22 protein-coding genes are annotated in these 24567 nt (G+C 71.1%); 10 read left to right on the top strand and 12 right to left on the bottom strand.

All coding sequences use genetic code 11. From position 1 onward, the window contains the following. The first annotated feature begins 30 nt into the window (after positions 1–30). Positions 31–408: a hypothetical protein gene (locus HMF7854_RS04040; protein ID WP_126717922.1), complete on the top strand. Its 378-nt coding sequence runs from the start codon at positions 31–33 to the stop codon at positions 406–408. On the opposite strand, the gene HMF7854_RS04035 is transcribed toward HMF7854_RS04040, so the two are convergent. The 4 genes from HMF7854_RS04035 to HMF7854_RS04020 are packed head-to-tail and all read right to left on the bottom strand — an operon-like array spanning position 409 to position 3861. Then, the gene (locus tag HMF7854_RS04035; RefSeq protein ID WP_126717921.1) at positions 409–1014 is read right to left on the bottom strand and encodes an ABC-type transport auxiliary lipoprotein family protein; all 606 of its coding nucleotides are present in this window, start codon (positions 1012–1014) and stop codon (positions 409–411) included. Further along, positions 1011–1961: an MlaD family protein gene (locus tag HMF7854_RS04030; RefSeq protein WP_126717920.1), complete on the bottom strand. Its 951-nt coding sequence runs from the start codon at positions 1959–1961 to the stop codon at positions 1011–1013. Before HMF7854_RS04030 ends, HMF7854_RS04035 begins: the two co-directional genes overlap by 4 nt. Positions 1962–1978: 17 nt before the next feature. After that, the gene (locus HMF7854_RS04025; protein ID WP_239016828.1) at positions 1979–2770 is read right to left on the bottom strand and encodes an ABC transporter ATP-binding protein; all 792 of its coding nucleotides are present in this window, start codon (positions 2768–2770) and stop codon (positions 1979–1981) included. Continuing rightward, entirely contained in the window at positions 2770–3861 is a 1092-nt protein-coding gene (locus tag HMF7854_RS04020) for an ABC transporter permease (RefSeq protein ID WP_126717918.1), read from the bottom strand. The genes HMF7854_RS04025 and HMF7854_RS04020 overlap by 1 nt, the downstream gene beginning before the upstream one ends. A 137-nt stretch (positions 3862–3998) precedes the next feature. Between HMF7854_RS04020 and HMF7854_RS04015 the strand changes: the two genes are divergently transcribed. From HMF7854_RS04015 to HMF7854_RS04005, 3 genes are read left to right on the top strand one after another with little or no spacing between them, the layout of a single operon-like run. Next, positions 3999–4718, top strand: a complete 720-nt coding sequence (locus HMF7854_RS04015; protein WP_126717917.1) for a hypothetical protein — start codon at positions 3999–4001, stop codon at positions 4716–4718. Beyond that, a complete protein-coding gene (locus HMF7854_RS04010) occupies positions 4715–5479 on the top strand; it encodes an NTP transferase domain-containing protein (RefSeq protein ID WP_126717916.1) in 765 nt (254 codons plus the stop codon). Before HMF7854_RS04015 ends, HMF7854_RS04010 begins: the two co-directional genes overlap by 4 nt. Next, positions 5476–6144 carry an HAD family hydrolase gene (locus HMF7854_RS04005; RefSeq protein WP_126717915.1) on the top strand — a complete coding sequence of 223 codons (669 nt, stop codon included), beginning with the start codon at positions 5476–5478 and terminating at the stop codon, positions 6142–6144. The genes HMF7854_RS04010 and HMF7854_RS04005 overlap by 4 nt, the downstream gene beginning before the upstream one ends. On the opposite strand, the gene HMF7854_RS04000 is transcribed toward HMF7854_RS04005, so the two are convergent. Then, a complete protein-coding gene (locus tag HMF7854_RS04000; RefSeq protein WP_126717914.1) occupies positions 6141–7448 on the bottom strand; it encodes a cystathionine gamma-synthase family protein in 1308 nt (435 codons plus the stop codon). The two genes, HMF7854_RS04005 and HMF7854_RS04000, sit on opposite strands and share 4 nt — an antisense overlap. A gap of 10 nt (positions 7449–7458) precedes the next feature. Continuing rightward, positions 7459–8712, bottom strand: a complete 1254-nt coding sequence (locus HMF7854_RS03995) for an MFS transporter (RefSeq protein WP_185829145.1) — start codon at positions 8710–8712, stop codon at positions 7459–7461. Positions 8713–8937: 225 nt separating this feature from the next. On the opposite strand from HMF7854_RS03995, the gene HMF7854_RS03990 reads away from it, so the two are divergent. Then, positions 8938–10014: an AI-2E family transporter gene (locus tag HMF7854_RS03990; protein ID WP_126717913.1), complete on the top strand. Its 1077-nt coding sequence runs from the start codon at positions 8938–8940 to the stop codon at positions 10012–10014. Between the two features lie 12 nt (positions 10015–10026). On the opposite strand, the gene pgeF is transcribed toward HMF7854_RS03990, so the two are convergent. Genes pgeF through lgt form a run of 4 tightly spaced genes read right to left on the bottom strand, consistent with a single transcriptional unit; the run spans position 10027 to position 13155 of the window. After that, complete coding sequence (gene pgeF / locus HMF7854_RS03985; RefSeq protein ID WP_126717912.1) at positions 10027–10791, bottom strand: peptidoglycan editing factor PgeF; 765 nt, start codon at positions 10789–10791, stop codon at positions 10027–10029. After that, on the bottom strand, positions 10788–11303 hold the full coding sequence (locus tag HMF7854_RS03980) for a GNAT family N-acetyltransferase (RefSeq protein WP_126717911.1): 516 nt from the start codon (positions 11301–11303) through the stop codon (positions 10788–10790). The genes pgeF and HMF7854_RS03980 overlap by 4 nt, the downstream gene beginning before the upstream one ends. Then, complete coding sequence (locus HMF7854_RS03975) at positions 11303–12385, bottom strand: class I SAM-dependent methyltransferase (RefSeq protein WP_338056327.1); 1083 nt, start codon at positions 12383–12385, stop codon at positions 11303–11305. The genes HMF7854_RS03980 and HMF7854_RS03975 overlap by 1 nt, the downstream gene beginning before the upstream one ends. Then, entirely contained in the window at positions 12280–13155 is an 876-nt protein-coding gene (gene lgt, locus HMF7854_RS03970) for a prolipoprotein diacylglyceryl transferase (protein WP_420822372.1), read from the bottom strand. The genes HMF7854_RS03975 and lgt overlap by 106 nt, the downstream gene beginning before the upstream one ends. Positions 13156–13227: 72 nt before the next feature. On the opposite strand from lgt, the gene HMF7854_RS03965 reads away from it, so the two are divergent. Genes HMF7854_RS03965 through HMF7854_RS03945 form a run of 5 tightly spaced genes read left to right on the top strand, consistent with a single transcriptional unit; the run spans position 13228 to position 19049 of the window. Continuing rightward, on the top strand, positions 13228–14895 hold the full coding sequence (locus tag HMF7854_RS03965; protein WP_126717909.1) for a class I adenylate-forming enzyme family protein: 1668 nt from the start codon (positions 13228–13230) through the stop codon (positions 14893–14895). After that, positions 14892–17039 (top strand): molybdopterin cofactor-binding domain-containing protein, encoded by a 2148-nt coding sequence (locus HMF7854_RS03960; RefSeq protein ID WP_239016827.1) that lies wholly within the window; start codon positions 14892–14894, stop codon positions 17037–17039. The genes HMF7854_RS03965 and HMF7854_RS03960 overlap by 4 nt, the downstream gene beginning before the upstream one ends. A 6-nt stretch (positions 17040–17045) precedes the next feature. Continuing rightward, positions 17046–18053, top strand: coding sequence for a ferrochelatase (hemH, locus tag HMF7854_RS03955; RefSeq protein WP_126717908.1), 1008 nt, complete (start codon positions 17046–17048; stop codon positions 18051–18053). Positions 18054–18084: 31 nt separating this feature from the next. Next, a complete protein-coding gene (gene phbB / locus HMF7854_RS03950) occupies positions 18085–18807 on the top strand; it encodes an acetoacetyl-CoA reductase (RefSeq protein ID WP_126717907.1) in 723 nt (240 codons plus the stop codon). A gap of 2 nt (positions 18808–18809) precedes the next feature. After that, positions 18810–19049, top strand: coding sequence for a ribbon-helix-helix domain-containing protein (locus HMF7854_RS03945; protein WP_239016826.1), 240 nt, complete (start codon positions 18810–18812; stop codon positions 19047–19049). Here the strand turns inward: HMF7854_RS03945 and HMF7854_RS03940 are convergent. After that, positions 19011–19883 carry an ATP-grasp domain-containing protein gene (locus HMF7854_RS03940; RefSeq protein WP_126717906.1) on the bottom strand — a complete coding sequence of 291 codons (873 nt, stop codon included), beginning with the start codon at positions 19881–19883 and terminating at the stop codon, positions 19011–19013. The two genes, HMF7854_RS03945 and HMF7854_RS03940, sit on opposite strands and share 39 nt — an antisense overlap. 8 nt (positions 19884–19891) lie before the next feature. Then, a complete protein-coding gene (locus HMF7854_RS03935; RefSeq protein WP_126717905.1) occupies positions 19892–24538 on the bottom strand; it encodes an NAD-glutamate dehydrogenase in 4647 nt (1548 codons plus the stop codon). Positions 24539–24567: the final 29 nt, after the last annotated feature.

Here is a 24567-nt window from a genome sequence, read left to right as displayed (position 1 = left end):
CGCTGGCAGCGTCGCTCCGAAAGGATCGACATGCACTTTTCGAGACTGGTCCTCGCGTTCCTCCTGCTCCCGGTCGCCGCGCCGGCCGCGGCGGCGTGGATGCCCGCCGTCACCTTCCTGCAGAAAGCGGACGCGCTGCGCGCGCGAGGCCCGCTGGCGCTTCTGTCCCGGGATCTCAAGCTGCTGCAGGCGGAGGCCGAAAATGCCGGCGACCAGCTCCATGCCGAGCACGTGGCGCGGGTGCGCGAGCACGGGCCGCTCGAGTATTGCCCGCCGGCCAACCGCAAGCTGCTCGCGCCGCGCGAGCTGATCGATGGGCTGCACGCGATCTCGCCGGCCGAGCTCGGGCGGCTCGACATCAAGCAGGCGATGCACGCCATCCTGGTCAGGAACTATCCCTGTTGCTGATCAGCGGGCCGGGCCGGCCACCCAGCGCGCGACGTCCGATGCGACCTGGTTGGCCGCGCGGTTGAGCGCAGGGGCGACCGTGGTCACCGTGCCATCGGCCGGCGCGCTCGCCTCGAAGCGGCGGGTTTCCACCCGCGTGCCGCCCTGGGTCGACAGCGCCGCGTCATAGGTCACCATGACCTGCCGCGCAGTGGCGTCATAGCCGAACCGGCGGAGCTCGCCGCTGACCGTCAGGCCGGGGTCGAACGTCGCCTGCCGCGGGTTCATCACCACCCGCCCGGTCGTCCGCCGCAGAGTTTCGGAGATGAGGTCCTGGAGCAGCCGGTCGGGGCTGTCGATCAGCGTCATGTTGGCCACATAGGCGATCGACGTCGGCCCCTCCTGCACCGGCACCCGGTTGGAACGCAGCTCGCGCCCGGTGACCGGCACGTTGACGGTGATCGCCTCGCCCGCACTGGCAGAGCGCTGCACGTCGGTCGGCGCGGTCGCCTCCGGGCTCAGTGTGTAGAGGTGCGCCGGCGGCTTCCCGCCGCCGAGCAGCCCGCCGCACGCGGACAGGGCAAGCGCGGCGCCGGCGGCAAAGGTCCAGCGGAGGGTTCGGCTCATCGTGACTTTCCTGGCTTGTAGTCGGGCAGCTTCTGCGGCCCCAGCGAACCGCCAATGCCTTCCTGGTCGAGCCGCTGGCTGAAGCCCTGCAGCGATTGCGAGAGGTCGCGCAGGTCATGGACTAGTCGGTTCGCCTCGGGGATCGTCTGCTTGCTGAAGCTTTGCAGCCCCGGCCGCGCATCCGCCATCACCGAATCGAGATTGTCGGCGGCCTTCTGCACCGACCCGATCGCCTTCCGCAGGTCCTCGGCAGCAGGCCGCCCCTGCTCGTTGACGAGGCGGGTCGTGGTGTCGGTCAGGATGCCAACCTTCTGCGCCGCGATCCCGGCGTTACGGGCCGCGACCTGCGCGTCCTTCAGCGCGTCGCCGAGCTGCGGGGCACGGTCGGCCAGCACGCGGCTGGTCTTGTCGACATTCTCGAGGATGTCGGCAATCGCGTTCTGGTTCTTGTCGCTGAGCAGTTCGGTCAGTCGCTCAGTCAGCCGCTGGATGCGGTCGAGCAGCTCCGGCGCCGAGTTGAGCAGTGCGCCGAGCCCGCCCGAGCTCGCCGGGATTACCGGGCAGCCCTGCGGACCGAGCTGGGTCAGCGGCTTGGCGCCGCGCACCGCGCCCTCGAGCTGGATCTCGTTGGCACCGGCCAGGCTGACGCTCTTGATCTGCGCGGTGGTGCCCTGGAGAACCGGGGTCGACGCGTCGACGTCGATCCGCACCCACACGAACTCGGGGCGATCGGGAAGCAGGTTGATCTTCTTGATCTGCCCTACGGGTACGCCCGAGAAGCTCACCGTCGAGCCCTTGTTGAGCCCACCGACCGCTGGGAAATAGATGTCGAAGCAGTTGCGCTTCTCGGTGTTCAGGCCCGACAGCCAGACCACGAACAAGCCCAGGCCGACCAGCAGGGCGAGCACGACACTGCCGACCAGGACATGGTTCGACCGGGTTTCCATTGGCTGCCGCTACCCCCTTAAGCCGCCTTGGCAGCGCGACCGCGCGGCCCGTTGAAATATTCCTGGATCCAAGGATGGTCCAAAGCGAGCAATTCCTCAATCGTTCCGACCGCGATGACCTTCTGGTCCGCGATCACGGCGACGCGGTCGCAGATCGCGTAGAGAGTGTCGAGGTCGTGAGTGATCAGGAAGACCGTAAGCCCGAGCCGTTCCTTGAGCCCGAGGATGAGCTCGTCGAAGCCCTGCGCCGCGATCGGGTCGAGCCCCGCCGTCGGCTCGTCGAGGAATAGCAGTTCGGGATCGAGCGCCAAGGCCCGGGCGAGCCCCGCGCGTTTGATCATGCCGCCGGACAATTCGCTCGGATATTTCGGGCCGGCGTTGGTCGGCAGACCGGTCATCGCAATCTTGTAGCTGGCGATCTCGTCGAGCAGCGGCGGGCGGATGAACGGGAAATATTCCCGGATCGGCACCTCGACATTCTCCGCCACCGTCAGCGTCGAGAACAGCGCGCCGTTTTGGAATAGGATGCCCCAGCGGCGCCGAATGTTCTTCGCCTCGTCCTCGGTGCGATCGATCATGTTCTCGCCAAGGACGTCGATTTCGCCCGTGGTCGGCTTCTGCAGCCCGATGACCGAGCGCATCAGCACCGACTTGCCGGTTCCCGAGCCGCCGACAACGCCGAGGATCTCGCCGCGCCGAACGTCGAGGTCGAGCCCCTCGTGGATGACCTGGTCGCCGAAGCTGTTTTTTAGGCCGCGAACACTGATGATCGGGGTCTCGCCATTGTCGAGGATCGGGGACGTGCCCATCAGCCCCATCCTACGGTCGAAAAGAACACCGCGAACACCGCATCGAGAACAATGACCATGAAGATCGACTGGACGACCGCCGCGGTGGTCTTGGACCCGACCTCCTCGGCGTTGCCCTTGACCAGCATGCCCTGAAAGCAGCCGGCGAGCGCGATGATGAAGCCGAACACCGGCGCCTTGATCAGCCCGACCCACAGGTCGGTGATCGGGATGACCTCCTGCAGCCGCTGGGTGAAGGTGAGCGGCGGAATGCCGAGCGAGACCCAGCAGAAGATGCCGCCGCCGAGGAGCGACATGACGATCGCGTAGAAGCAGAGCAGCGGCATCATCACCACCGCAGCGATCATCCGCGGGATGACCAGCGCCTCGACCGGCGAGACGCCGATGGTCCGCATCGCATCGACTTCCTCGGTGATCTTCATGGTCCCGATCTGCGCGGCGAAGGCGCTGCCCGAGCGACCGGCGACCATGATCGCGGTCATCAGCGTGCCCAGCTCGCGCGCCGACAGGCGGCCGATGAGGTTGATCGTGTAGACCTCGGCCCCGAACTGCTGGAGCTGCACCGCGCCCTGCTGCCCGATCACGATGCCGATCAGGAAGCTCATCAGCCCGATGATTCCGAGCGCCCGGACGCCGACCACGTCGAACCGCTGGATGACCGCGTTGAAGCGGAAGCGCTTGGGCCGACGGGCCACGTTGAAGAAGCCGATCAGCGTCGCGCCGAGAAAGCCCACCAGCCCGACCAGTGTCCGGCCGCTCTCCGTCACCCACAGCCCGAGCTCTTCCAGCACGCGGATGAGGCCGGGCCGCTCGTCGGGACGAACCTGGGTCGGATGGTCGGCGTCGGCGACCTGACCGAGCAACTTGGTGATCTCGGGCGAGGCACCGGTCACCTTGGCGTTGCGGTCGCGCATCGCGCGGTGGATCAGATAGGCGCCGACCGTGTCCATCCGCTCGACCCCGCTGAGGTCGATCGTCATCGGATCCTGCATGGCGTCGAGCTCGCGGGCAGTCGACGCGGCGCGCGTGATCGTCAGCGTGCCGGAGCACGCGTAGCGATTCAGCTGATCGTCGGTCGCGTTTCCGGCCATAAGCGCCGCGAGACTTGCTCGAAAAGTCGCGACTGGGCAAGGGCGACAGGGCGTCCGATTGTTATCCGGGGGCGCTGGCGAAGCGTCTTTCCCAAAGTTAATGAGCACCGCATGGCTGGTTCGGCTTCCTTGTCCCGGTGATTGCAGGCGATCCGCCCCTCGCTGGACGGCTCCGCCGACTGCGCAAGCCGCCGGACGAGGCCGACCTCACCGACGCCCTGTCCCGCTATGTCCTCGCCCGGCCCGCGGCGTGGCTGGCGGAGGATGCGGCCGAGCTCGGGGTCGGCCCCGGCGCGGTGACCGCGGCGGCGACGCTGCTGGCGCTGCTCGCCGCCGGGCTGTTCTGGGCAGGCATCTTCTGGTTCGGGCTGATCGCCGCCTTCCTCTTCGCCCTGCTCGAGCGGCTCGGTCGCGCGATGACGCTGCGCAGCGGCGAGCCCGACCGCGTCGCGCCCTGGCTGCTCGAAGTCGTTCACCTGCCGCTGTGGTGGTGGGGCTGGGCCCATGGCCTCGCCGGCAGCGCGACGCCGGTCGAGCCGGTGCTGCTCGCCTGCCTCTTCTGGGTCACCGTCGCGGCCTATGGCATGGACCGGCTGGTCGAACTGCTGTTCCGCGGCCGGCACGGCGTCGGCATCGACGCCTGGCGCCCGCTCGACAGCCGCTTCCGGCTGATCGCCGCCGGGCGCAACATCGACCTGCTGATCCTTTTCGTCGCGCTCGCCGCGGGGCGGCCGGACCTCGGCTTCGAGCTGGTCGCCTTCTGGTCGCTGGTCAGCCTGATCGTCCATGGGCTCCGCTTTGCCCAGGCCAATGCCCGCGCCGACCGCGGCCGCAAGATCATCGCCTGGCGCGCATGAGCTGGACCGCGCTGCTGCTCGCCGGGAGCCGTCCCGGCACCGATCCGTTCGCCTCGGCGCACGGGACGGACCTGAAGCCGCTGATCCCGGCCGCCGGCGCGCCGATGGTGGCGCGGCCGGCGCGCGCGCTGCTGGCGTGCGAGGGCACCGACCGGCTGCTGGTGCTGAGCCAGGCGCCGGAGCGGATCGCCGCCGTGCTGCCGGACGACCCGCGCATCGCCTTCGCGCCGAGCCGGGAGAGCATCGCCGCGACGATCGAGGCGCTGTGCGCCGACCCGCAGACCCGCTTCCCGCTGCTCGTCACCACCGCCGACCATGCGCTGCTGACCAGCGCCATGATCGAGCAGTTCGCCGCCGACGCGAGCAGCGCCGACCTTGCCATCGGACTGGTCGCCGAGGTGGACCTCCTCGCTCGCCTGCCCGGCAGCCGGCGGACCTGGATCGGGTTTCGCGGCGGCCGCTACTCTGGCGCCAACCTCTTCTGGCTCGGCAGCCGCGACGTGATCTGCGCGGTGCGGCTGTGGCGCTCGGTCGAGCAGGACCGCAAGAAGGGCTGGCGGCTGCTGTTCGCCTTCGGGCCCGCGGTGCTGCTCGGCGCGGTGCTCAAGCTGCGCACGCTCGACCAGACGCTTGCCGCGCTCGGGCGGCGGCTCGGCATCGCCGTCCGCGCGGTGCGGATGGCCGACCCGCTCGCCGCGGTCGACGTGGACAAGGAGGCCGACCTCCAGCTCGCCGAGCGCCTGATTGCCGGAGACTCATGACCGACCTCGCCATTTACGACCTCGACAAGACCGTCACCCGGGTTCCGACCTACACGCCCTTCCTGCTGATGGGCGCGCGGACCAATGCGCCGTGGCGGCTCGCGCTGGTCCCGGTCGCGGCGACGGCGATGCTCTTCTACGCCGCCCGGATTATCAGCCGCCCAGCGCTCAAGGAACTCAACCAGCGGCTGCTGCTCGGCGCCCGGAGCGAGCCCGAGCAGTTCAACCGGCTGGTCGAGGCCTTCGCCGAGCATACGCTGGCGACCAACATCAATCCCGGCGCGCGCCGGCAGATCGAGCGGGACAAGGCGGAAGGCCAGCGGCTGGTGCTCGCCACCGCCAGCTACGAGGTCTACGCCGGCGCGATCGCCCGGCGGCTGGGGTTCGACGACACGATCGGGACGGCGCTCAGGCTGGCGCCCGACGGGCGGGTGCTGGCGCGGATCGACGGCGAGAATTGCTACGGCCCGTCCAAGAAGACGCTGGTCGACCGCTGGCTGGCGCGCAAGCAGGTCGCGCCCGGCAAGGTCCGCTTCTATTCGGACCATGCGAGCGACGCGCCGATGTTCGAATGGGCCGACGAGCCCGTCGCGGTGAACCCCCACGCCGCGCTGCGCCGACTGGCGGCGGAGCGCGGGTGGCGGGTGGAGGACTGGCGCCGCTAGACGGCGTTCAGCGCATTCTCGAAGTCGGCGATCAGGTCGTCGGCATTCTCCACGCCGATCGAGATGCGGACGAGATTGTCGGTGATGCCGAGCGCCTGCTTGCGCTCGTCGGGCACCGACAAATGGGTCATCGCCGCCGGCGCGCTAGCCAGCGTCTCGGTCCCGCCGAGGCTCACGGCCAGATGCGCGATCGTCAGCGCGTCGAGGAAGGCGAACGCCTCCCTCTCGCCGCCCTTGAGGTAGAGCGAGAAGGTCGACCCCGCGCCGCTACAGTGGCGATTGTAGATGTCGGCCTGGCGCGACCCCGGCTCGAGGAAGCCGAGATAGCCGACGCTCTCCACCTTGTCGTGGCCGCGCAGATACTCGCACACCTTGACCGCATTCTCGCCGGCGCGGGTCATCCGGAGTTCCAGCGTCTCGAGGCTGCGCAGCAGCATCCAGGCGGTGTTGGGGTCGCAGATGGTGCCGATCGTGTTGCGCATCATGCGGATGGGGTCGAGCCACTTCTTCGAGCCGACCAGCCCGCCGGCGACGAGATCGCTGTGCCCGCCCGCGTACTTGGTGAGGCTGTAGACGCTGATGTCGGCGCCCTGCGCGAGCGGCCGCGCCCAGAGCGGGCCGAGGAAGGTATTGTCGATCGCGATCGGCGGCTTGTCGCCGCCGCTGAAGGCCGCGTCGCGGGCGGCGGCGACCGCCTCGACGTCGACCAGCGCGTTGGTCGGGTTGGCCGGGCTCTCCAGGTAGATGAGCGCGACCCGACCCTTCTCCTTGGCCTTGGCGACGACCGCGTCGATCTCCTCGCGCGTCGCGCCCGACGGGAAGTCGAACCAGGACACGCCGAACTTCCCGAGGATCTTGGCGATCAGGGTTTCAGTCGCGGCGTAGAGCGGGCCCGAGTGGACGATGACGTCTCCCGGCTTGCAGTAGGTCAGCAGCAGGGTGGCGATCGCCGACATGCCCGACGAGAAGGTCAGCGCCTCCTCCGCCTCTTCCCACAGCCGCAGACGGCCTTCGAGGATCTCCTGGTTGGGGCCGTTGAAGCGGGAATAGACCAGCCCCTCGGCGCCGCCCGGCCGCTTGCCGGTGATCCCCTCGAAGAAGCGCTTCCCGTGCGCCGCGCTCTCGAACACGAAGGTCGAGGTCAGAAAGATCGGCGGCTTGAGCGACCCTTCCGACAGCGAGGGGTCGAAGCCAAAGCCCATCATCAGGGTCTGGGCGGACAGCTGGTGGTTGCCGATGCTGGTCGGCGACGGCTTGGGCGCGCGCTTGGCGGGCGCGCCGGACAGGTCATTCTCGTCGGTCATGCGCGGCCCTCTAGCCGTTGCCGCCGCCAGCTTCAAACCCGGGACCGTCCGCGCTCGCCGGAGCGGCGGCGCGGCGCGGCGTGCCGAGCGCGATGATCAGGGCGGAGGCGCCGATCAGCCCGGCCGAGATGAGGAAGGCGGCGCCGTCGAAGCCGCGGCGGCTGCCCCAGGCGAGGCTCTGCGCGGCGATCAGCGGGCCGAAGATGGCGGCGACGCTGTTCATCGCCCCGAGCCCGCCCTGCAGCGCGCCCTGGCGGGTCGAGTCGACCATCTGCGAGAGGATCCCGTTCATCGCCGGCCACGCCAGCGCGCCGAGCGCTCCGAACAGGAAGAAGGCGTAGACCTGCCAGCCCTGGGTCACGAAGGCGTAGGCGAAAAGGGTCAGCGCGGCGGCGGAGAGGCCGACGATGGCGGCGCCGCGCTCGTGCAGCCGGGGCATCAGCCGCGGCGTCACCCAGATCTGGACGACGAGCTGGAGGAAGCCGACCCACGCCAGGCTCCAGCCGATCTGCGCCGCGTTCCAGCCGAGCCGGATCGTCGACCAGAAGGACCAGACCGCGGGATAGACGATCCCGCCCAGCTGCCACAGGAACCAGGCAACCAGCAGCGGGGTGGCGTTGCCGGCATGGAACAGCGGGCGGAACGCGCCGACCACCGTCGCCTCGCGCAGCCGGAACGGGCGACGGTGCGCCGCGTCGAGCGTCTCGGGCAGGAGGAGGATCATCGCCGCCGCGTTGAGGAAGGCGAGCACGGAGGCGACGATGAACGGCGCCCGCACGCCCCAGTGCGCGACCAACCCGCCGAGCGCCGGGCCGATGATGAAGCCGATCCCGAAGGCGGCGCCGAGCAGGCCGTAGCTGGCGGCGCGCTTCTCCGGCGGGGTCACGTCGGCGATCACCGCGCCGGCCGGGCCCATCGTCGCTCCCGCCACCCCGGCGACCGCGCGCCCGACGAACAGCCAGGCGAGCGTCGGCGCCGCCGCCATCAGCAGATAGTCGAGCCCGAACGCCACCATCGCCGCGATCAGCACCGGGCGACGGCCGAAGCGGTCGCCGATGTTGCCCATCACCGGCCCGGCGAAGAACTGCGCGATCGCGAACACCGCGAGCATCCAGCCCGAGATGCGCGTCGCCGCCGGCAGGTCCATGTGGCCGAGCCGGGTGATGAGGCTGGGCAGCACCGGCATGACGATCCCGAACCCGATCACGTCGATGGTCACCGCCGCCATGACGATCGGGATCGCGCGATGCTCGAAGCGGATCATGCGCCGCGGCCGCTTCTTTGGCCGAGCGAGGCGGGGCACCTCGAAAGGTCCCAATGGTCACGGTGGTGAGCCTGCGAGACGGTCACGACGCGATCGTGAGCGGACGGGAAATACGGGCGGGACGGCACCGGCGAGGTTGAAGCAGAAAGGCGGCGGGTAGGAAAGCCGGACGGCCCGTCAACCCGCCCGCTTGCGCCGGCGCGCCGCGCGGCGCAGGACGGGCCCATGCAGTCGCGCAGCGTCGCCACGGCGCAGATCATCACCGGAATCGCCGCGGCCATCGCGCTGCTCTATTATCTGCGCAACATCATGATCCCGCTGGTGGTGGCGTTCGTGCTGGCGGTGCTGGTCAATGCGCTGGTCCGCTTCATCCACCGCCTCTCGCCCAGGCCGCCGAGCTGGGCGGTGTCGGCGATCGCCGGAATCATCGTCATCAGCATCGCCTCGGGCGGGATCTTCGCGATCGCGCAGGGAATGGCGCAGATGGTCGCGCAGGGGCCGGCCGTGCTCGCCCGGCTTGACGCGCTGGCGATGAGCGCGGGCCAGGCCTTCCATCTCGAGCGGCCGCTCCACCTCACCGCGGTGATCGGCGAGATCAGCATTCCGCGGCTGGCGGGCGCGATTCTCTCGGAGCTGCAGGGCTTCGGCTCCGGGCTGCTGCTGGTGATCGTCTACTTCGGCTTCATCCTCGCCGGGCGGAAGCGGCTCGGCGACAAGGTCCACAAGGCGGCCGGCTCGTCCGAGCGGGCGCGGATGGTCGAGAACACCATCGAGAAGATCGTCGCCGACATCGAGACCTATGTCTGGGTCCAGACCATCACCGGCGCGATCCTGACCGCGGCGGCGGTGATCGTGATGGCGGCAGTGGGGCTCCACAATGTCCTGTTCTGGGGCGTGGTCTTCTTCCTCCTGACCTTCATCCCCAACATCGGGGTGACGGTCGGCTCGGTCTTCCCCAGTCTGTTCGCGCTGGTCCAGTTCCCGACCATCTGGCAGTCGGTGGTGATCTTCGCGGTGATCCAGGTCGTCGCGACGATCGTCGGCAACCTCATCTACCCGCGAATGCAGGCGGAAACCCAGAACATCGATCCTGTCGCGACCCTGCTCTCGCTGTCCTTCTGGAGCGTGCTGTGGGGGCTGCCCGGCGCCTTCCTCGCGGTGCCGATGACGCTGATGCTGATGATGGTGTTCGGCCAGTTCGAGGCGACCACCTGGGTCTCGGCGCTGCTGTCGAACGACGGCGAGCCCAACATCCGCAAGAACCCGGGCGAGCGCCCCAAGGCAATCCGCGCGCCCGACTGAGCCGGCGCCCGGTCAGTCCGCGGCGAGGCCGATCAGGCTGAGCTGCCGGCCGTAGCTCGGCTCCGCGCGGTGGGTGGCCCGGCGAAAGCTGTAGAAGCGCTTCTCCTGCGCATAGGTGTCCTCGCCGAGCGCCTCGACGGCGCCGAGCCCGGCCGCGGCAGCGCGGGCGGCGACGAAGCCGGGCAGGTCGAAGTGCGGCTTGCCCGCGGGCCCGGGCGAGAAGAAGCGGTCAAAGCCCTCGTCGGCGGCGCGGAAGCGGGCGCGGAACGCCTCGTCGACCTCGTAGCTGGGCGCGGCGATGCAGGGCCCGACCGCCGCCGCGATCCGCTCGCGCCGGGCGCCGAGCGCCTCCATCCGCGCGACCGTCGCCTCGACCACCCTGCCGAGCGCGCCCTTCCACCCGGCATGGGCGGCGCCGACCACCCCCGCCTCGGCATCGGCAAACAGCACCGGCGCGCAGTCGGCAGTGAGGATCGACAGCAGCACGCCGGGCCGGTCGGTGACCAGCGCGTCGGCGTGCGGCCGCTCCGCGTCCGACCAGCCGCCCGCGACCACCGCGTCGGCGCCATGGACCTGGTAGACCCCGACCAGCCGCGCGCCGGGCAGCACCGCCGCCGCCGCGCGCCGCCGGTTCTCCGCGACGACCGCGGGATCGTCGCCGCTGCCCAGGCCGGTGTTGAGGCCCCACATCGGGCCGCTGCTGGTCCCGCCGCGGCGGCCGAGGAAGCCGTGCGGCACCGCGATCCGCGCCGAGCGCAGCACCTCGACCGCGCTCACAGCGCCAGCCGCATGATGATGTCCTCGTCGGCATGCTGCCCGACCATGAAGTCGTAGCGGCCCACCCGCTCGAATCCGTAGCGGGCGTAGAAGCGCTTGGCCCGCTCATTGTCGATGTAGACCGAGAGGAACACCTCCTCCGCGCGCATCCGCATCGCCTCGTCGAGCACCCAGCGCATCAGCTGCTGCGCGACGCCCTGCCCGTGCCAGTCGCGGTCGAGATAGAGCTGGCGGAGCTCGAGCGCCGGGCCGCGCGGCTCGAACGGCAGCGTCTGCGGGCCGATCTTGGCGTAGCCGAGCAGCCGCCCGTCCGCCTCGGCGAGGCGGAAGCGCATCGCCGGGTCGCGCAGCTCGCGCTCCCACCCGTCGCGGGTGAAGCCGGCGACGAACGCGGTGAGGTCCTCGGGCCGGTAGAGATGGCCGAACGTGTCGGTGAAGCTGGCGACGAACAGGCGGTGGATCGCGTCGGCGTCGGCGGCGGTGGCGCCGCGGTAGGTCGGCGCGGCGGCCATCAGCCGAGCCCCGCGGGAGCCGGCCAGCCGGGCGCGTGGATCGCCAGCAGCTTGAACAGGCTGCCCATCCGGTCCGGGCGGCAGAGCCGGGCGCGGGCCTCCTCGATCTCGCCGGCGCGCTCGGGCGCGGTGGCGGCGAGCGCGGCGGCGCGGGCGATGATCCCGAGCCGCTCGAGCCACGGGCCCTGCTCGGCCAGCAGAGTCACCTCGGCCCCGGCGGCACGCGCGGCCCGGGCCACTGCGGCGAAGTCGACATGCGCCGTCAGGTCCTGCTCGCCGGGCCGGTCGAGCACCCGCGCGAAGCGGTGCGCGTGGAGCGCCTGCAGCGTGTCGCCCGGAGCGCTTTCCGGATGGCCATAGTCGATCACCAGCGCCGCCCCGCCCTGCGCGACCAGCCGGCTGGCGATCGCCGCCACCGCCTCGTCGCGCGCCGGCGCGGTCTCGACGATCTCGCCGTCGCGATCGAAGGCGAGATGCCCCCCGATGAACTCGATCCGCCGTTCCTGCCCGCCGACATGCTGGCGCACCGGCAGCGCGTCGAGGAACTCGTTGGCGACCAGCAGCAGCGGGCCGTCGTCGGGCAGCTCGTCGATCCGGTCGTGCCAGTGCGCGCCGGGATGCTGGAGCGCCTGCGCGGCGCGCAGCGTCGGGCTGGTCTCGACGAAGTGGATCGGCGGGTCGAGCCGGGCCGAGCGCATCACCCGCAGCGCGTCGGCGGCGAGCGTCCCGCGGCCCGGGCCGAGCTCGACGAAGCGGACCGGCCAGGGCTTGCCCGCGCGCTGCCAAGCGTCGGCCAGCGCGGCGCCGACCAGCTCGCCGAACATCTGGCTGATCTCCGGCGCGGTGGTGAAGTCGCCGCGCGCGCCCAGTGGGTCGCGCGTCGCGTAATAGTAAGCGTTGCAGGCCTCCATATAGGCCTCGACGGTCAGCGGCCCCTCGGCCTTGATCCGCTCGACGATGGCGCTTTCGAGCGGGGTCAGGCGACGCTCTCCGTGCCGAAGGTCGGCTCGACCCGCTGCCGGCGCTTGCCGCTCGTCGCCATCAGGAAGGCGCCGCCGAGGATCATCGGCACGCACAGCCACTGCCCCATGTGCAGCCCGGTCGCCTGGGCGAAGGCGACCAGCTGGCTGTCCGGCTCGCGGACGAACTCGACGAGGAAGCGGAACAGGCCGTAGAAGAGGAGGAAGGCGCCGACCAGCCGTCCGGGATAGTAGCGCGCCTGGCTCCGCCAGAACATCACCGCGAGGATGAGGAACAGGAGGATGCCCTCCATCGCCGCCTCGTAGAGCTGGCTCGGGTGGCGCGGCGGTCCGAGTACGGTCATCGTCCCGATCGTCTCGGGGAAGCGGATCGCCCACGGCAGGTTGGTCGGCGCGCCCCACAGCTCATGGTTCACGAAATTGGCGAGGCGCCCGAAGAACAGCCCGAACGGCACGCAGCAGGCGACATAGTCGTGCAGCCGCAGCCAGTTCAGCTTCTCCTTGCGGGCGAGATAGAGGATGCCGAGGCTGGTCCCGACGACGCCGCCATGAAAGCTCATGCCCCCGTCCCACAGCTTCAGGATGTCGACCGGGTGCTGGAGATAATAGGGCAGGTTGTAGAAGAGCACGTAGCCGAGCCGCCCGCCGAAGATGATCCCGAGCGAGGCGTAGAAGACGAGGTCGTCAGCGTGCCGCCGCGCCATCGGCGCGCCCGGCTGGGCGATCAGCTTGAGCAGGTACCAGTAGCCGAGGAAGATGCCGGCGAGATAGGCGAGGCTGTACCAGCGGAGCTGGAACGCCCCGATCTGCAGCGCCACCGGGTCGAGGTGGAGGTCGGTCCACGCGATGGCGTTCGCGGCGGCGATGAGCATGCTCGACAAGGACTTCCCCCTGGTTGATTGGCCGCTCATAAGACGACGCACAACAAAGGCAAAGGAGCGAGGATGCCGAGCGCGCTGGACCAACGGTTCGACGAGGTGCTGGCGGCGGTCACCGGCCCGGGCGGGCGGCTGGTTATCGGCGAGGACGAGCGCGGCCGGCCGATCGTCACCAACTTTCCCGACACGCTGCCCGGCTTCTTCGACGCCTTCTGCCAGTTGAACGGCGCGGTGGAGGCGGTGGTCGCGGGCGAGGAGCGGCTGAGCTTCGCCGAACTTCACGAGATCAGCTCGCGCCTGGCGCGCGCGCTGGTCGGCCGCCACGGGGTGCGCAAGGGCGACCGGGTCGCCATCGCGATGCGCAACTGCCCGAGCTGGATCGTCACCTACATGGCGGCGATCAAGGCCGGCGCCATCGCCACGCTCGTCAATGGCTGGTGGCAGTCGGCCGAGCTCGCCCATGCGATCGGCCTGACCCGCCCGGCGCTGGTCCTTGCCGACGCGCCGCGCGCCCAGCGCTGCGCCGTCGCGGGCGCCGAGCGCATCATTACCCTGCCGATCGAGCGGCCGATCGCCGAGGCGCTCGCCCCGTTGCTCGGCGACGAGGAGTGCGACGCGGAACTGCCGGCGATCGCGCCCGAGGACCCCGCCACCATCCTCTTCACCTCGGGTTCGACCGGCGATTCCAAGGGCGCCCTCTCCAGCCACCGCGCGGTCACCACCGCGGTCTATGCCTATGCGAGCGGGCTGATCGTCCTCCTCGGCATCCTCGAGAGCCGGGGCGAGCCGCCCAAGAACCCGCCCCGGACATTGGTCACCGTGCCGCTGTTCCATGTCACCGGCGAGGTGCCGGTCATGCTCAACAGCTTCGTCATCGGGCGCGGCATGGTGCTGATGCCCAAGTGGGACGCGGGCGAGGCGCTGCGGCTGATCGAGCGCGAGAAGGTCACCTATTTCGTCGGGGTGCCGACGATGAGTCTCGAGCTGATGAACCATCCCGACAAGGACCGCTATGACCTTGCCAGCCTGACCGACATTACCGCGGGCGGGGCGCCGCGGCCGGTCGCGCACGTCGAGCGGCTCCAGCAGAACTTCACCGCCGCCCAGCCGGCGCTCGGCTATGGCCTCACCGAGACCAATGCCACCGGCTGCAGCAACTTCTGGTCCAACTATGCCGAGAAGCCGGCCTCGACCGGCCGCGCGCAGAAGCCGCTTGTGACGGTGGCGATCCTCGGTGCCGGCGACGCCCAGCTTCCGCCTGGCGAGCGCGGCGAGGTCGGCATCCGGACCGCCGCCAACATCGACGGCTACTGGGACAATCCGGCGGCGACCGCCGCGGCCTTCACCGCGGATGGATATTTGCGCACCGGCGACATCGGCTACCTCGACGAGGACGGCTACCTCTTCATCGTCGACCGCAAGAAGGACATCATCATTCGCGGCGGCGAGAACATCAGCGCGGCCGAGGTCGAGGCCGCCTGCTACGCCTGTCCGGCGATCGCCGAGGCGGCGGTGTTCGGGGTTCCCGACGAGCGGCTCGGCGAGGTACCGGTGGCGATCCTCTACCGGCAGGAGGACAGCACGCTGGAAGAGGCCGGCCTGCGCGAGTTCCTGACCGGCCGGCTGGCCGCGTTCAAGGTGCCGGCGCGGCTGGTGTTCGTCGACGAGCCGCTGCCCCGGCTCGGCACCGGCAAGATCGACCGGGTCGCGCTCAAGCAGCGCTACCGCGCTTGAGTCCTCGCCTGGCGCCGGTCAGCCGGCGCACGCTGCTGGTCGGCGCGGGGGCCGGGGCAGGGCTGGTCCTCGCCTTCTCGCTGTGGCCGCGATCGCGGGGCAGCGCGCTCCAGGCCGGGCGGGACCCGGACCGGCTGTTCGGCTCCTTCCTCAAGGTCGGCACCGACGGGCGGGTCACGGTCGCGGTGCCGCAGGTCGAGATGGGCCAGGGCAGCTGGACCGCGCTGCCGCAGATCCTCGCCGACGAGCTCGGCGCCGACTGGGCCAGCGTCGCGGTCGAGCCGGCCCCGCTCGCCGGCGACTATCCCAATCCGCTCGCCGGCCGGCTCGGCGGATTCGATCCCGGCGACCCGCGGCTGCGGCTGACCGCCGGGTCGACCTCGGTCCGCGCCTTCGAGGCGCCGCTCCGCCACGCCGGTGCGACCGCCCGCGCGATGCTCTGCGCCGCCGCCGCGCGCCGCTGGAAGGTCGCCGCGGACGAATGCGACAGCGCCGGCGGGTTCGTCCGTCACGAGGGGAAGCGCCTGGCGTTCGCCGCGCTCGCCGACGCCGCGGCGCGCGAGCGAGTGCCGGACGAGCCGCCGCTGCGCGCTCCCTCGACCCGCCGCCTCGCCGGCCAGCCGCTCCCCCGCCTCGATCTTCCCGCCAAGTCTGACGGCAGCTTCCGGCTGGCTGCCGACGTCCGCCTGCCCGGGCTGCTGCAGGCTTCCGCCCGGCTGGCGCCCCCCGGCTGCCGGCTGCTCGGCCACGACGCGGCCGCGGCGAGGCGCGTTCCCGGACTGCGCGCCCTGGTCGCCACCAATGGCTGGTTGGCGGCGGTGGCCGACCAGTGGTGGGTGGCCGAACAGGCGCTCGCCGCGGCGAACCCGCGTTTCTCGGGACGCCGCGACGGTGACGAGACCGCAGTCGGCCGCGCGCTCGACGCCGCGCTCGGCGCCGCCACGCCGTTCCACGTGAGCGGCGACTATGACCAGGCGGTGGCCGGATCGCGCCCGCTCGCCGCCACCTATGAGGTCGCCGCGCGGTCGCCGGAGCGGCTTGAGCCGGACAGCGCCACCGCGCGCTTCAGCGCCGACGGGCTCGAGCTGTGGGTCGCGACGCAGGCGCCGGCGCTGGCCCGCGCGGCGGCAGCGGCGGCGGCCGGGCTCGGCCAGCGGGAGGTCGTCCTCTATCCACTGGCGGTCGGCGGGGTTGGCGGCGGCGCGGTCGAGAGCCTCGCCGCCCCGCTCGCGATCGCGCTCGCCGGCCGGCTCAAGGCCCCGGTCCAGCTCACCCCGCCATGGGCCGAGACGGTCAACCATCGACCCCTCGCCGCGCCGCTGCGCGCGCGCATGGCCGCGCTCCCGCAGCCCGGCGGGAGCCGCATCGCCGCGTGGAGTGCGACGATCGCCACCGCCGACGGGCTGGCCGACGAGCTCGCCGCACTGCTCGGCAGGAAGTTCGGGACCCTCGGGGAAGACGCGCTCGCGACGGCGATCCCGCCCTATGCCATCCCGGCGCTGCGGATCGCGGCCGGGCGCGCCGACCTGCCGCTCCGCACCGGCAGTGTGCGCGGCGAGCAGCTCGCCGCCGCGGCCTTCGCCACCGAGAGCTTCGTCGACGAGATGGCCCGCGCCGGCGGGGCCGAGCCCCTCTCCTACCGGGTCGCCATGCTCGGGACCAACCTCCGGCTCGCCGAGGCGCTGCTCGCGGCGGCGCGGATCGGCGGGTGGGACGGGGGCGGCGCCGGCAGCACGATGGGGCTGGCCGCGGTCAGCGCATACGGCTCGCACATCGGGCTGCTGGCGAGCGCGACGATCGGCGAGGACCGGACGGTGCGGGTCGACCGGCTGGTCGCCGCGGTCGACTGCGGGCGGGTAATCAACCCCGGCCTGGTCCGCCAGCAGATCGAGGGCGGGCTCGTCAGCGCGCTGCAGCAGGCGACGCGCCCAACCCCCCGCCTCGTCGCCGGCATGCCGGTCGCCGCGGACCCGGGCGGGCTGCGCCTCGACCGGCTGCCGCGGATCGAGATCGAGCTGGTGCCGAGCGACGCCGCGCCGGGCGGGGTGAGCGGTCTCGGCCTGCTCCCGCTCGCCCCGGCGGTGGCGAATGCGCTGGCGGCGCAGGGACGGCGCTTGCGCAAGCTGCCGTTCGCGCTGATCTAGCGCCCCATGCAACCGCCCGCCGACCACCCGATCGTCCCGACCCCGCGGGTCGGGGTGCTGCTGATCAACCTCGGGACCCCCGACGCGCCCGACGCCGCCGCGGTCCGCCGCTACCTCGCGGAGTTCCTCTCCGACCCGCGCGTGGTCGAGATTCCGCGGATCGCGTGGAAGCCGATCCTCCACGGCATCGTCCTGCGCACCCGGCCGAGCAAGTCGGCGCACGCCTATCGCCAGGTGTGGACCGAAGAGGGCTCGCCGCTAGCTGCGATTACCGCGCGGCAGGCCCGCGCGCTCGCCGGGCGATGGGGCGACACGGTGCTGGTCGACTGGGCGATGCGCTACGGCAATCCCGGAATCGCGGCGGCGGTGCAGCGGCTCAAGAAGGCGGGAGCCGAGCGGATCCTCGCCGCCCCCCTCTATCCCCAGTACAGCGGGGCGACGACCGCCTCGGCGCACGACGCGCTGTTCGCGGGGATGGCCGCGCTGCGCTGGCAGCCCGCACTCCGCACCCTCCCTGCCTACCACGACGATCCGCTCTACATCGATGCGCTGGTCGCCAGCCTCGAGCGGCAGATCGCCGCGCTCGACTTCGAGCCCGAGCGGCTGCTGCTGAGCTTCCACGGCATGCCCGAGCGGACGCTCCGGCTCGGCGATCCCTATCACTGCCAGTGCCGCAAGACCGCGCGGCTCGTCTCCGAACGGATGAGCGTCCCGGTCGACGTCGCCTTCCAGTCCCGCTTCGGCCGCGCCAGGTGGCTGGAGCCGGCGACCGACGCCACGCTCGAGGCCTATCCCCCACAAGGGGTGAAAAGGATCGCCATCGCCGCCCCCGGCTTCTCCGCCGACTGCCTCGAGACGATCGAGGAACTGGGCCTGCGCGGGCGCGAGTCCTTCCTCGCGGCGGGGGGCGAGCAGTTCGCCGCGCTCGACTGCCTCAACGACAGCGACGAGGGCATGGCCATGCTGGACGGGCTGCTGTCCCGCGAGCTTGCCGGGTGGTGGAACCGACCGTAGAGATTAACCAAAGTCATAATGGAGGATGCAGATGGCACGGGTAGCGATCGTCACGGGCGGAACGCGGGGCATCGGCGAGGCGATCAGCGTCGCCCTCAAGGACGCGGGCGTGACCGTCGCCGCCAACTATGCCGGCAACGACGAGCGGGCGAAGGCCTTCACCGACCGGACCGGCATCAAGGCCTACAAGTGGGACGTGTCCGACTATGACGCCTGCATGGCGGGTGTCCGCCAGGTGTCGGAGGAGCTCGGCCCGGTCGACATCCTCGTCAACAACGCCGGCATTACCCGCGACACGACGATGAAGCGGATGGACCATGCCAAGTGGCAGGAGGTGATGGACACCAACCTCGGCGGCTGCTTCAACATGGCCAAAGCGGTGTGGGACGACATGACCGGCCGCAAATATGGGCGGATCGTCAACATCGGCTCGATCAACGGCCAGGCCGGCCAATATGGCCAGGTCAACTACGCCGCGGCGAAGTCGGGCATTCACGGCTTCACCAAAGCGCTGGCGCAGGAAGGAGCCCGCACCGGGATCACCGTCAACGCGATCGCGCCGGGCTACATCGACACCGACATGGTCGCGGCGGTGCCCGAGGACGTGCTCGGCAAGATCGTCGCCAGGATCCCGGTCGGGCGGCTGGGACGAGCCGACGAGATCGCGCGGGGAGTGGCGTTCCTGACCGACGAGAACGCCGGCTTCGTGACGGGATCGACCTTGTCCATCAACGGCGGGCAGCACATGTACTGAGGGTGGAGACCCTTACCTACAGCCCACCGGTCAAGCGTTCGATCCTGATTGCCGGCCATTCGACTTCCATCAGCCTGGAGCCGCTGTTCTGGCGCGCGCTGGAGATCGCCGCGCGCGATTCCGGGCGGCCGGTGAACGCCCTCGTCGCCGAGATCGACGAGGCGCGGATGCAGTCGCCGAACCCGCCGAACCTGACCTCGGCGCTACGCCAGTGGCTGTTCGGACGCGCGCTCGGCGGCTGACAGCACGGCCTGGGCGAAGCCGCGCCCGAGGTCGGCCGCATGGTCGAGGAACAGCGCCGGCTCGATCAGCTCGAGCTCCATGATCCGCCACTCGCCCGCGCCGACGTCGACCATGTCGACCCGGGCGTAAAGCGGCTGGTCGGGGCAGGCGGCCAGCGCCTGCACCGCCAGCGCCTCGGCGGCCGGCGGCGGCGCGATGGTGCGCTCGTGCCCGCCCCAGGTCGGCTGGACTCGGAAGTCGCCCTCGCGCGGGAGCTTGACGATGGCGTGGCTGAACTCGCCGCCGAAGTAGAAGAGCGAGACCTCGCCGCTGCTGGTGATCGCCTTGAGATAGGGCTGGACCAGCATCCGCTGCCCCGCGACCGCCGCCGGGGTCGTCTCGCCCGCGCGGATCCGGAACGTCCCGTCCGCCCCGGCCGAGACCGGCGGCTTGACCACCAGCGCCTCGGTCCCGAACTGCGCCCGCGCCGCCGCCAGGTCCGCGTCGCCGAGCGTGTCCACCGCGATCGTGGCGACCGAGGGGATGCCGCGCCGGCCGAGCTCGGCGAGGTAGATCTTGTCGCTGTTCCAGCGCAGCAGCCGCGGCGCGTTCAGCAGCGGGGCGCGATCGGCCTCGGCGCGGTCGAGAAACGCCAGCCACTCGGCGTAGCGGCGGTTGTACCCCCAGGCGAGGATCGGCAGCACGAGGTCGAACTCCGCGAGGTCGCCAGCCGCGGTCCACGGCCGCGTCTCAAGCGTCGCCCCCGCCTCGACCAGCGCCGCTCCCTGCCGGCGGTACGCCCAGTCGAAGGCCTCCGGGTAATCCGGTGCCGGCGTCAGAAACAGGATGCGCATCGAAGACCTTATCGGGCGAGCAGGATCCGCGCCTGGCTGGCGATCTGCGCGAGCATGGAGACGCTGACGCTGCCGGTCGAGCGGGCGCGCGAGACGAGGCGGCGGAACTGGTCGATCCGCTCGCCCTGGTCCTTCACCCACTGCTCGACCGCCGCCTCGGGGTCCTCGCCCGGGGCGCGCCCGAGCCATTCGATCCGGAGCGCCTCGAAGTCGCGCGACAGGCCGGCGGCAAGCAGCCGTTCCCAGCTGTCGGCGGGCGCGAAGCGGGTCAGCTGGCCCTGCGCCCAGTCGAGCCCGAGCGCCTCGCCGAGCCGGACATAGGCGCGGGTCAGCGCGAGCTCGTCGAGATGGCGCTGGGCACCGAGCGCGGCGATCCCGAACACTCCGTCGAGCTCGTAGAGCTTGACCAGCCCGCGGACGATCTCGTCCGGCGCGCCGAGCGCCTGAAGCCGCTGCCGGCGCGCCTCGGCCTCCTGCCGAACCTCGGCCCGGATGAGCCGGCGCGCCGCGGCGTTGACTTTGTCGAGACCGGGCTGGAGCCGGGTGACCAGCTCGCCCGCACGGGCGTGCGGGGGCATCAGCCGGAGCATGTCGCTGAGATGCCCGCGGACGCTCCGCGCGGCCTGGTCGAACAGCTCGATCCGGACCTGCTCGCTGACCTCGGCGCGCTCGATCCGGCCCCACAGCTTGTCGAGCTGGAGCAGCTGCTCGACCGCGAGGAAGGCGGTGATCACCTGCGCGACCGAAGCCCCCTCCTCCTCGGTGATGTCGAGCGCCATGCTCGGCCCGAGGCGGTTGACGATGCGGTTGGCGACCTTGGTGGCGAGAATCTCGTGGCGCAGCCGGTGCGTCCGGATCGCTTCCTCGTGCCGCTGCTGCATCTCCGCCGGGAAGGCGGCGAACAGCTGCGGGACCAGCAGCGGGTCGTCGGCGAGGCGCAGGTCCTCGGCCGCCTGCTGCATCGCCAGCTTGGACATGGAGAGCACGACCGCCAGCTCGGGCCGGGTCAGCCCGCGCCCGTCCTGCGCCCGCCGCAGCAGCGCGTCGCTCTGCTCCAGTCCCTCGACGGTGCGGTCGAGCCGGCCGCTCGCCTCGAGGATCTCGATCGTCCGCACCGTGCCCGGCAGCGCGCGGGCGCCGCCCGCCTCGGCGATCGACAGCGCCAGCGTCTGCAACCGGTTGTCCTCGAGCACCAGGTCCGACACGTCGTCGGTCATCCGCACCAGCAGCGCATTGCGCTCGTCGAGGCTGGTCCGCCCGTCCCGCACGTCGCGGTTGAGCGCGATCTTGATGTTGACCTCGTTGTCCGAGCAATCGACGCCGGCGCTGTTGTCGATGAAGTCGGTGTTGATGCGGCCGCCGTGCTCGGCGAACTCGATCCGCCCGGCCTGGGTGGTGGCAAGGTTGGCGCCCTCCCCGATCACCTTGCAGCGAAGCTCGCTGCCGTTGACCCGAAGGACGTCGTTGGCGGGGTCGCCGACAACCGAGTTGGCCTGCCCCGACGCCTTCACATAGGTGCCGATCCCGCCGAACCAGAGCAGCCCGACCGGCGCCTTCAGGATGGCGTTGATGAGGCTGGTCGGGTCGATCGTCTCCACTTCGACCTCGAGCAGCGCGCGAACCTCGGGCGAGAGCGGGATCTGCTTCTGGGTGCGCGGGAAGATGCCGCCGCCGGCGCTGATCAGCGAATGGTCGTAATCTTCCCAGCTCGAGCGCGGCAGGTTGAACATCCGCTCGCGCTCGGCCCAGCTGGCGGCCGGGTCCGGGTTGGGATCGAGGAAGATGTGGCGATGGTCAAAGGCGGCGACCAGCTTGATCGACTTCGACAGCAGCATGCCGTTGCCGAACACGTCGCCCGACATGTCGCCGCAGCCGGCGACCGTCACCGGCTCCGACTGGATGTCGATGCCCATCTCGCGGAAGTGGCGCTGGACGCTGATCCACGCGCCCTTGGCGGTGATCCCCATCGCCTTGTGATCGTAGCCGTTGGAGCCGCCGCTGGCGAAGGCGTCGCCGAGCCAGAAGTTGCGCTCCAGCGCCAGCGCGTTGGCGACGTCGGAGAAGGTCGCGGTGCCCTTGTCGGCGGCGACCACGAAATAGGGGTCGTCGCCGTCGTGGACGACCACCTCGGGCGGGTGGACGACCTGGTCCTCGACGATGTTGTCGGTGACCGAGAGGAGCGAGCGGATGAAGATCCGGTAGGCCTCGGTCCCTTCCGCCAGCCACGCCTCGCGGTTCGCCGGCGAGGGCAGCTGCTTGGGGAAGAAACCGCCCTTGGCGCCGGTCGGAACGATCACCGCGTTCTTGACCATCTGCGCCTTCATCAGGCCGAGGATCTCGGTGCGGAAGTCGTCGCGGCGGTCGGACCAGCGCAACCCGCCGCGGGCGACCGGCCCGCCGCGCAGGTGGATGCCCTCGACCCGCGGGCTGAACACCCAGATCTCGCGCCACGGCACCGGCCGCGGCAGCCCGGGGATCAGCGCGCTGTTGAGCTTGAAGGCGAGCGCCTCGTCGGGCTTGAGCGCGAAGGCGTTGGTGCGGATGATCGCCGCGGTGACCGAGCGGTAGAGCCGCAGGATGCGATCGTCGTCGATGCCCTGGACCCGCGACAGCGCCTCGTCGAGCCGCCCGCCCTGGTCGCGCATCGCCTGCGCGCGGTCGCCCTCGAGCGCCGGATCGTGCGCGGCGACGAAGCCGGCGACCAGCGCTGCGGTCGCCTCGGGCGCGCGGCGGAGCGCGTCGGCGACGGTGGCGAGCCCGAAGTTGGCGCCGGTCTGACGCAGGTAGCGGAACCAGGCGCGCAGCCACACCACCGCCTGCGGCTCGACCCCGGCGATGATCAGCTGGTTGAAATTGTCGTTCTCGGTCTTGCCCTCGAGCACCGCGGCGATCGCCGCCTCGATCACCTCGGCACGGGCGAGCAGCGCCTCCGCGTCGCCGCCGTCGGCGAGGTCGAGCGCGAACTCGTGGATGTTGGCGCTGATGCCCTCGAGTCGGGTCGGAGTCTCCTTGAGCACGGTGAAACCGAAGAATTCGAGCACCGGGACGACGTCGGACAGCGGCACCAGCTCGCCGCGGCGGTAGAGCTTGAGCCGGAGCTGCGTACGGGGATCGAACGGCAGCCGGTAGAGCCGCACCGAACGGCGGCTCTCGTCGGCCAGCGCCTCCAGGCGGAGCACGTCCTCGGCGGCATCGGCGGCGGGATAGCGGCTGCGATAGGCCTCGGGAAAGGCGTTGCCGAAGGCGAGCGTCAGGCGGCGGGCGCGGTTGGCGCCGGCACCGATCACCAGCCGCTCCTCGAGCGCCGGGACCCAGCCACGGACCATCTCGTAGAGCCGGCGGTCGAGCAGCGCCTCTTCCGGGGTGGGCATGTCGGCGGTGACCGCGAAGGTGTAGCGGATGAGCGCGAGGTCGCCGTCGCCCAGGTCGACCGACCAGGCGGTCTGGCGGCCGCCGCTCGCTTCCTCGAGCATCGTCCCGATCGCCAGCCGGCGCCGCGTCGAGAGTTCCTCGCGCGGCAGCCACACCCAGGCGAACAGATGGCCCTTGAGGATCGAGCGGACGAGCACCAGCGTCGGCTGCGGGCGGTCGGCGAGCAGCATCGCGGCGACCACCAGCCGGCGCACGCTGTCGGTGTCGAGGTTGAGCAGCAGGTCGTGCGGAAGCGAGGACAGCGCGTGGCGGAGCGCCTTGCCGCTGTGGCTGGTCGGCTCGAACCCGAACTGCTCCTCGAGCTGACGGAGCCGGTCGCGCAGCAGCGGCGTGTCCTCGACCGGCGCGCTCAACGCCTCGCTGGTCCACAGCCCGACATGCACCCCGACCGCGGTCACCTTGCCGCTCTCGCGGATCGGGACCGCGACCAGGTCGAGCGGGACTCGCCGGTGGATCGACGACTTGCGATCGGCCTTGGCCATCAGCGGGACCTGCCCGCCATTCTCGAAATAGCGGATCGCCTCGTCGCAGCCGCCCTCGTCGGTCGGCTCCCCGGGGAAGCGGAACAGGCCGAGCCCGCCCTCGCCCTCGCGGCCCGAACGCTCGACCTCGTAGCCGAGCAGGGTCATCGCCCCGTCGGCGAACCACTGCATCAGCGCGGCGCCCTCAGGATGCTCGGCGGTCGCCGCCTCCGCATCGGCGCGCATCTGCGCCTGCATTGCGCTCCAGTCGGCGACCGCGGCGCGGACGTCGGCGAGCACTTGCTCGAGCTCGCCGCGGAGGGCCGCGCGGAGCCGCGCGTCGGCGCGGTCGCATTCGATGTACATGATGGATTCGCGAAGCCCGCCGCCGCCACGGTCGCATTCGGCGAAGCGCAGCTTGCCCGCCGGGTCGCGGTCGGCGCTGACGATCGGATGGAGCAGGCGATGGACGACCAGGTCGTGCCCGGCAATCGCGTTGGCGACGCTGTCGACCAGGAACGGCATGTCATCGTTGGCGATGCACACCCGCATCCGGCGGCGGGTCAGCGGCGTCCCCGCGGATTCGACGCAGACGATCGCCTCGCCGGGCTGGCGCTGCTCGACGCAGCGGGCCACGAACTCCGCCGCTTCCTGCTGCTCGTCGGGGCCGAACCCGTCCAGCTCGCCGGGCAGGGCATTGCACAGCAGTGCGTCCTTCAGCACTTCAGGGAGGGACCTCGCCACGCGCTGCTGGGCCGTCATGCCAATACTTCACCTTGCCATTGAGGGGA

Origin of the sequence: Sphingomonas ginkgonis, assembly GCF_003970925.1 — a bacterium.
Classification (GTDB): domain Bacteria; phylum Pseudomonadota; class Alphaproteobacteria; order Sphingomonadales; family Sphingomonadaceae; genus Sphingomicrobium; species Sphingomicrobium ginkgonis.
Note: the sequence above shows the minus strand (reverse complement) of the source record. Positions and strands in the feature narration are given on the sequence as shown.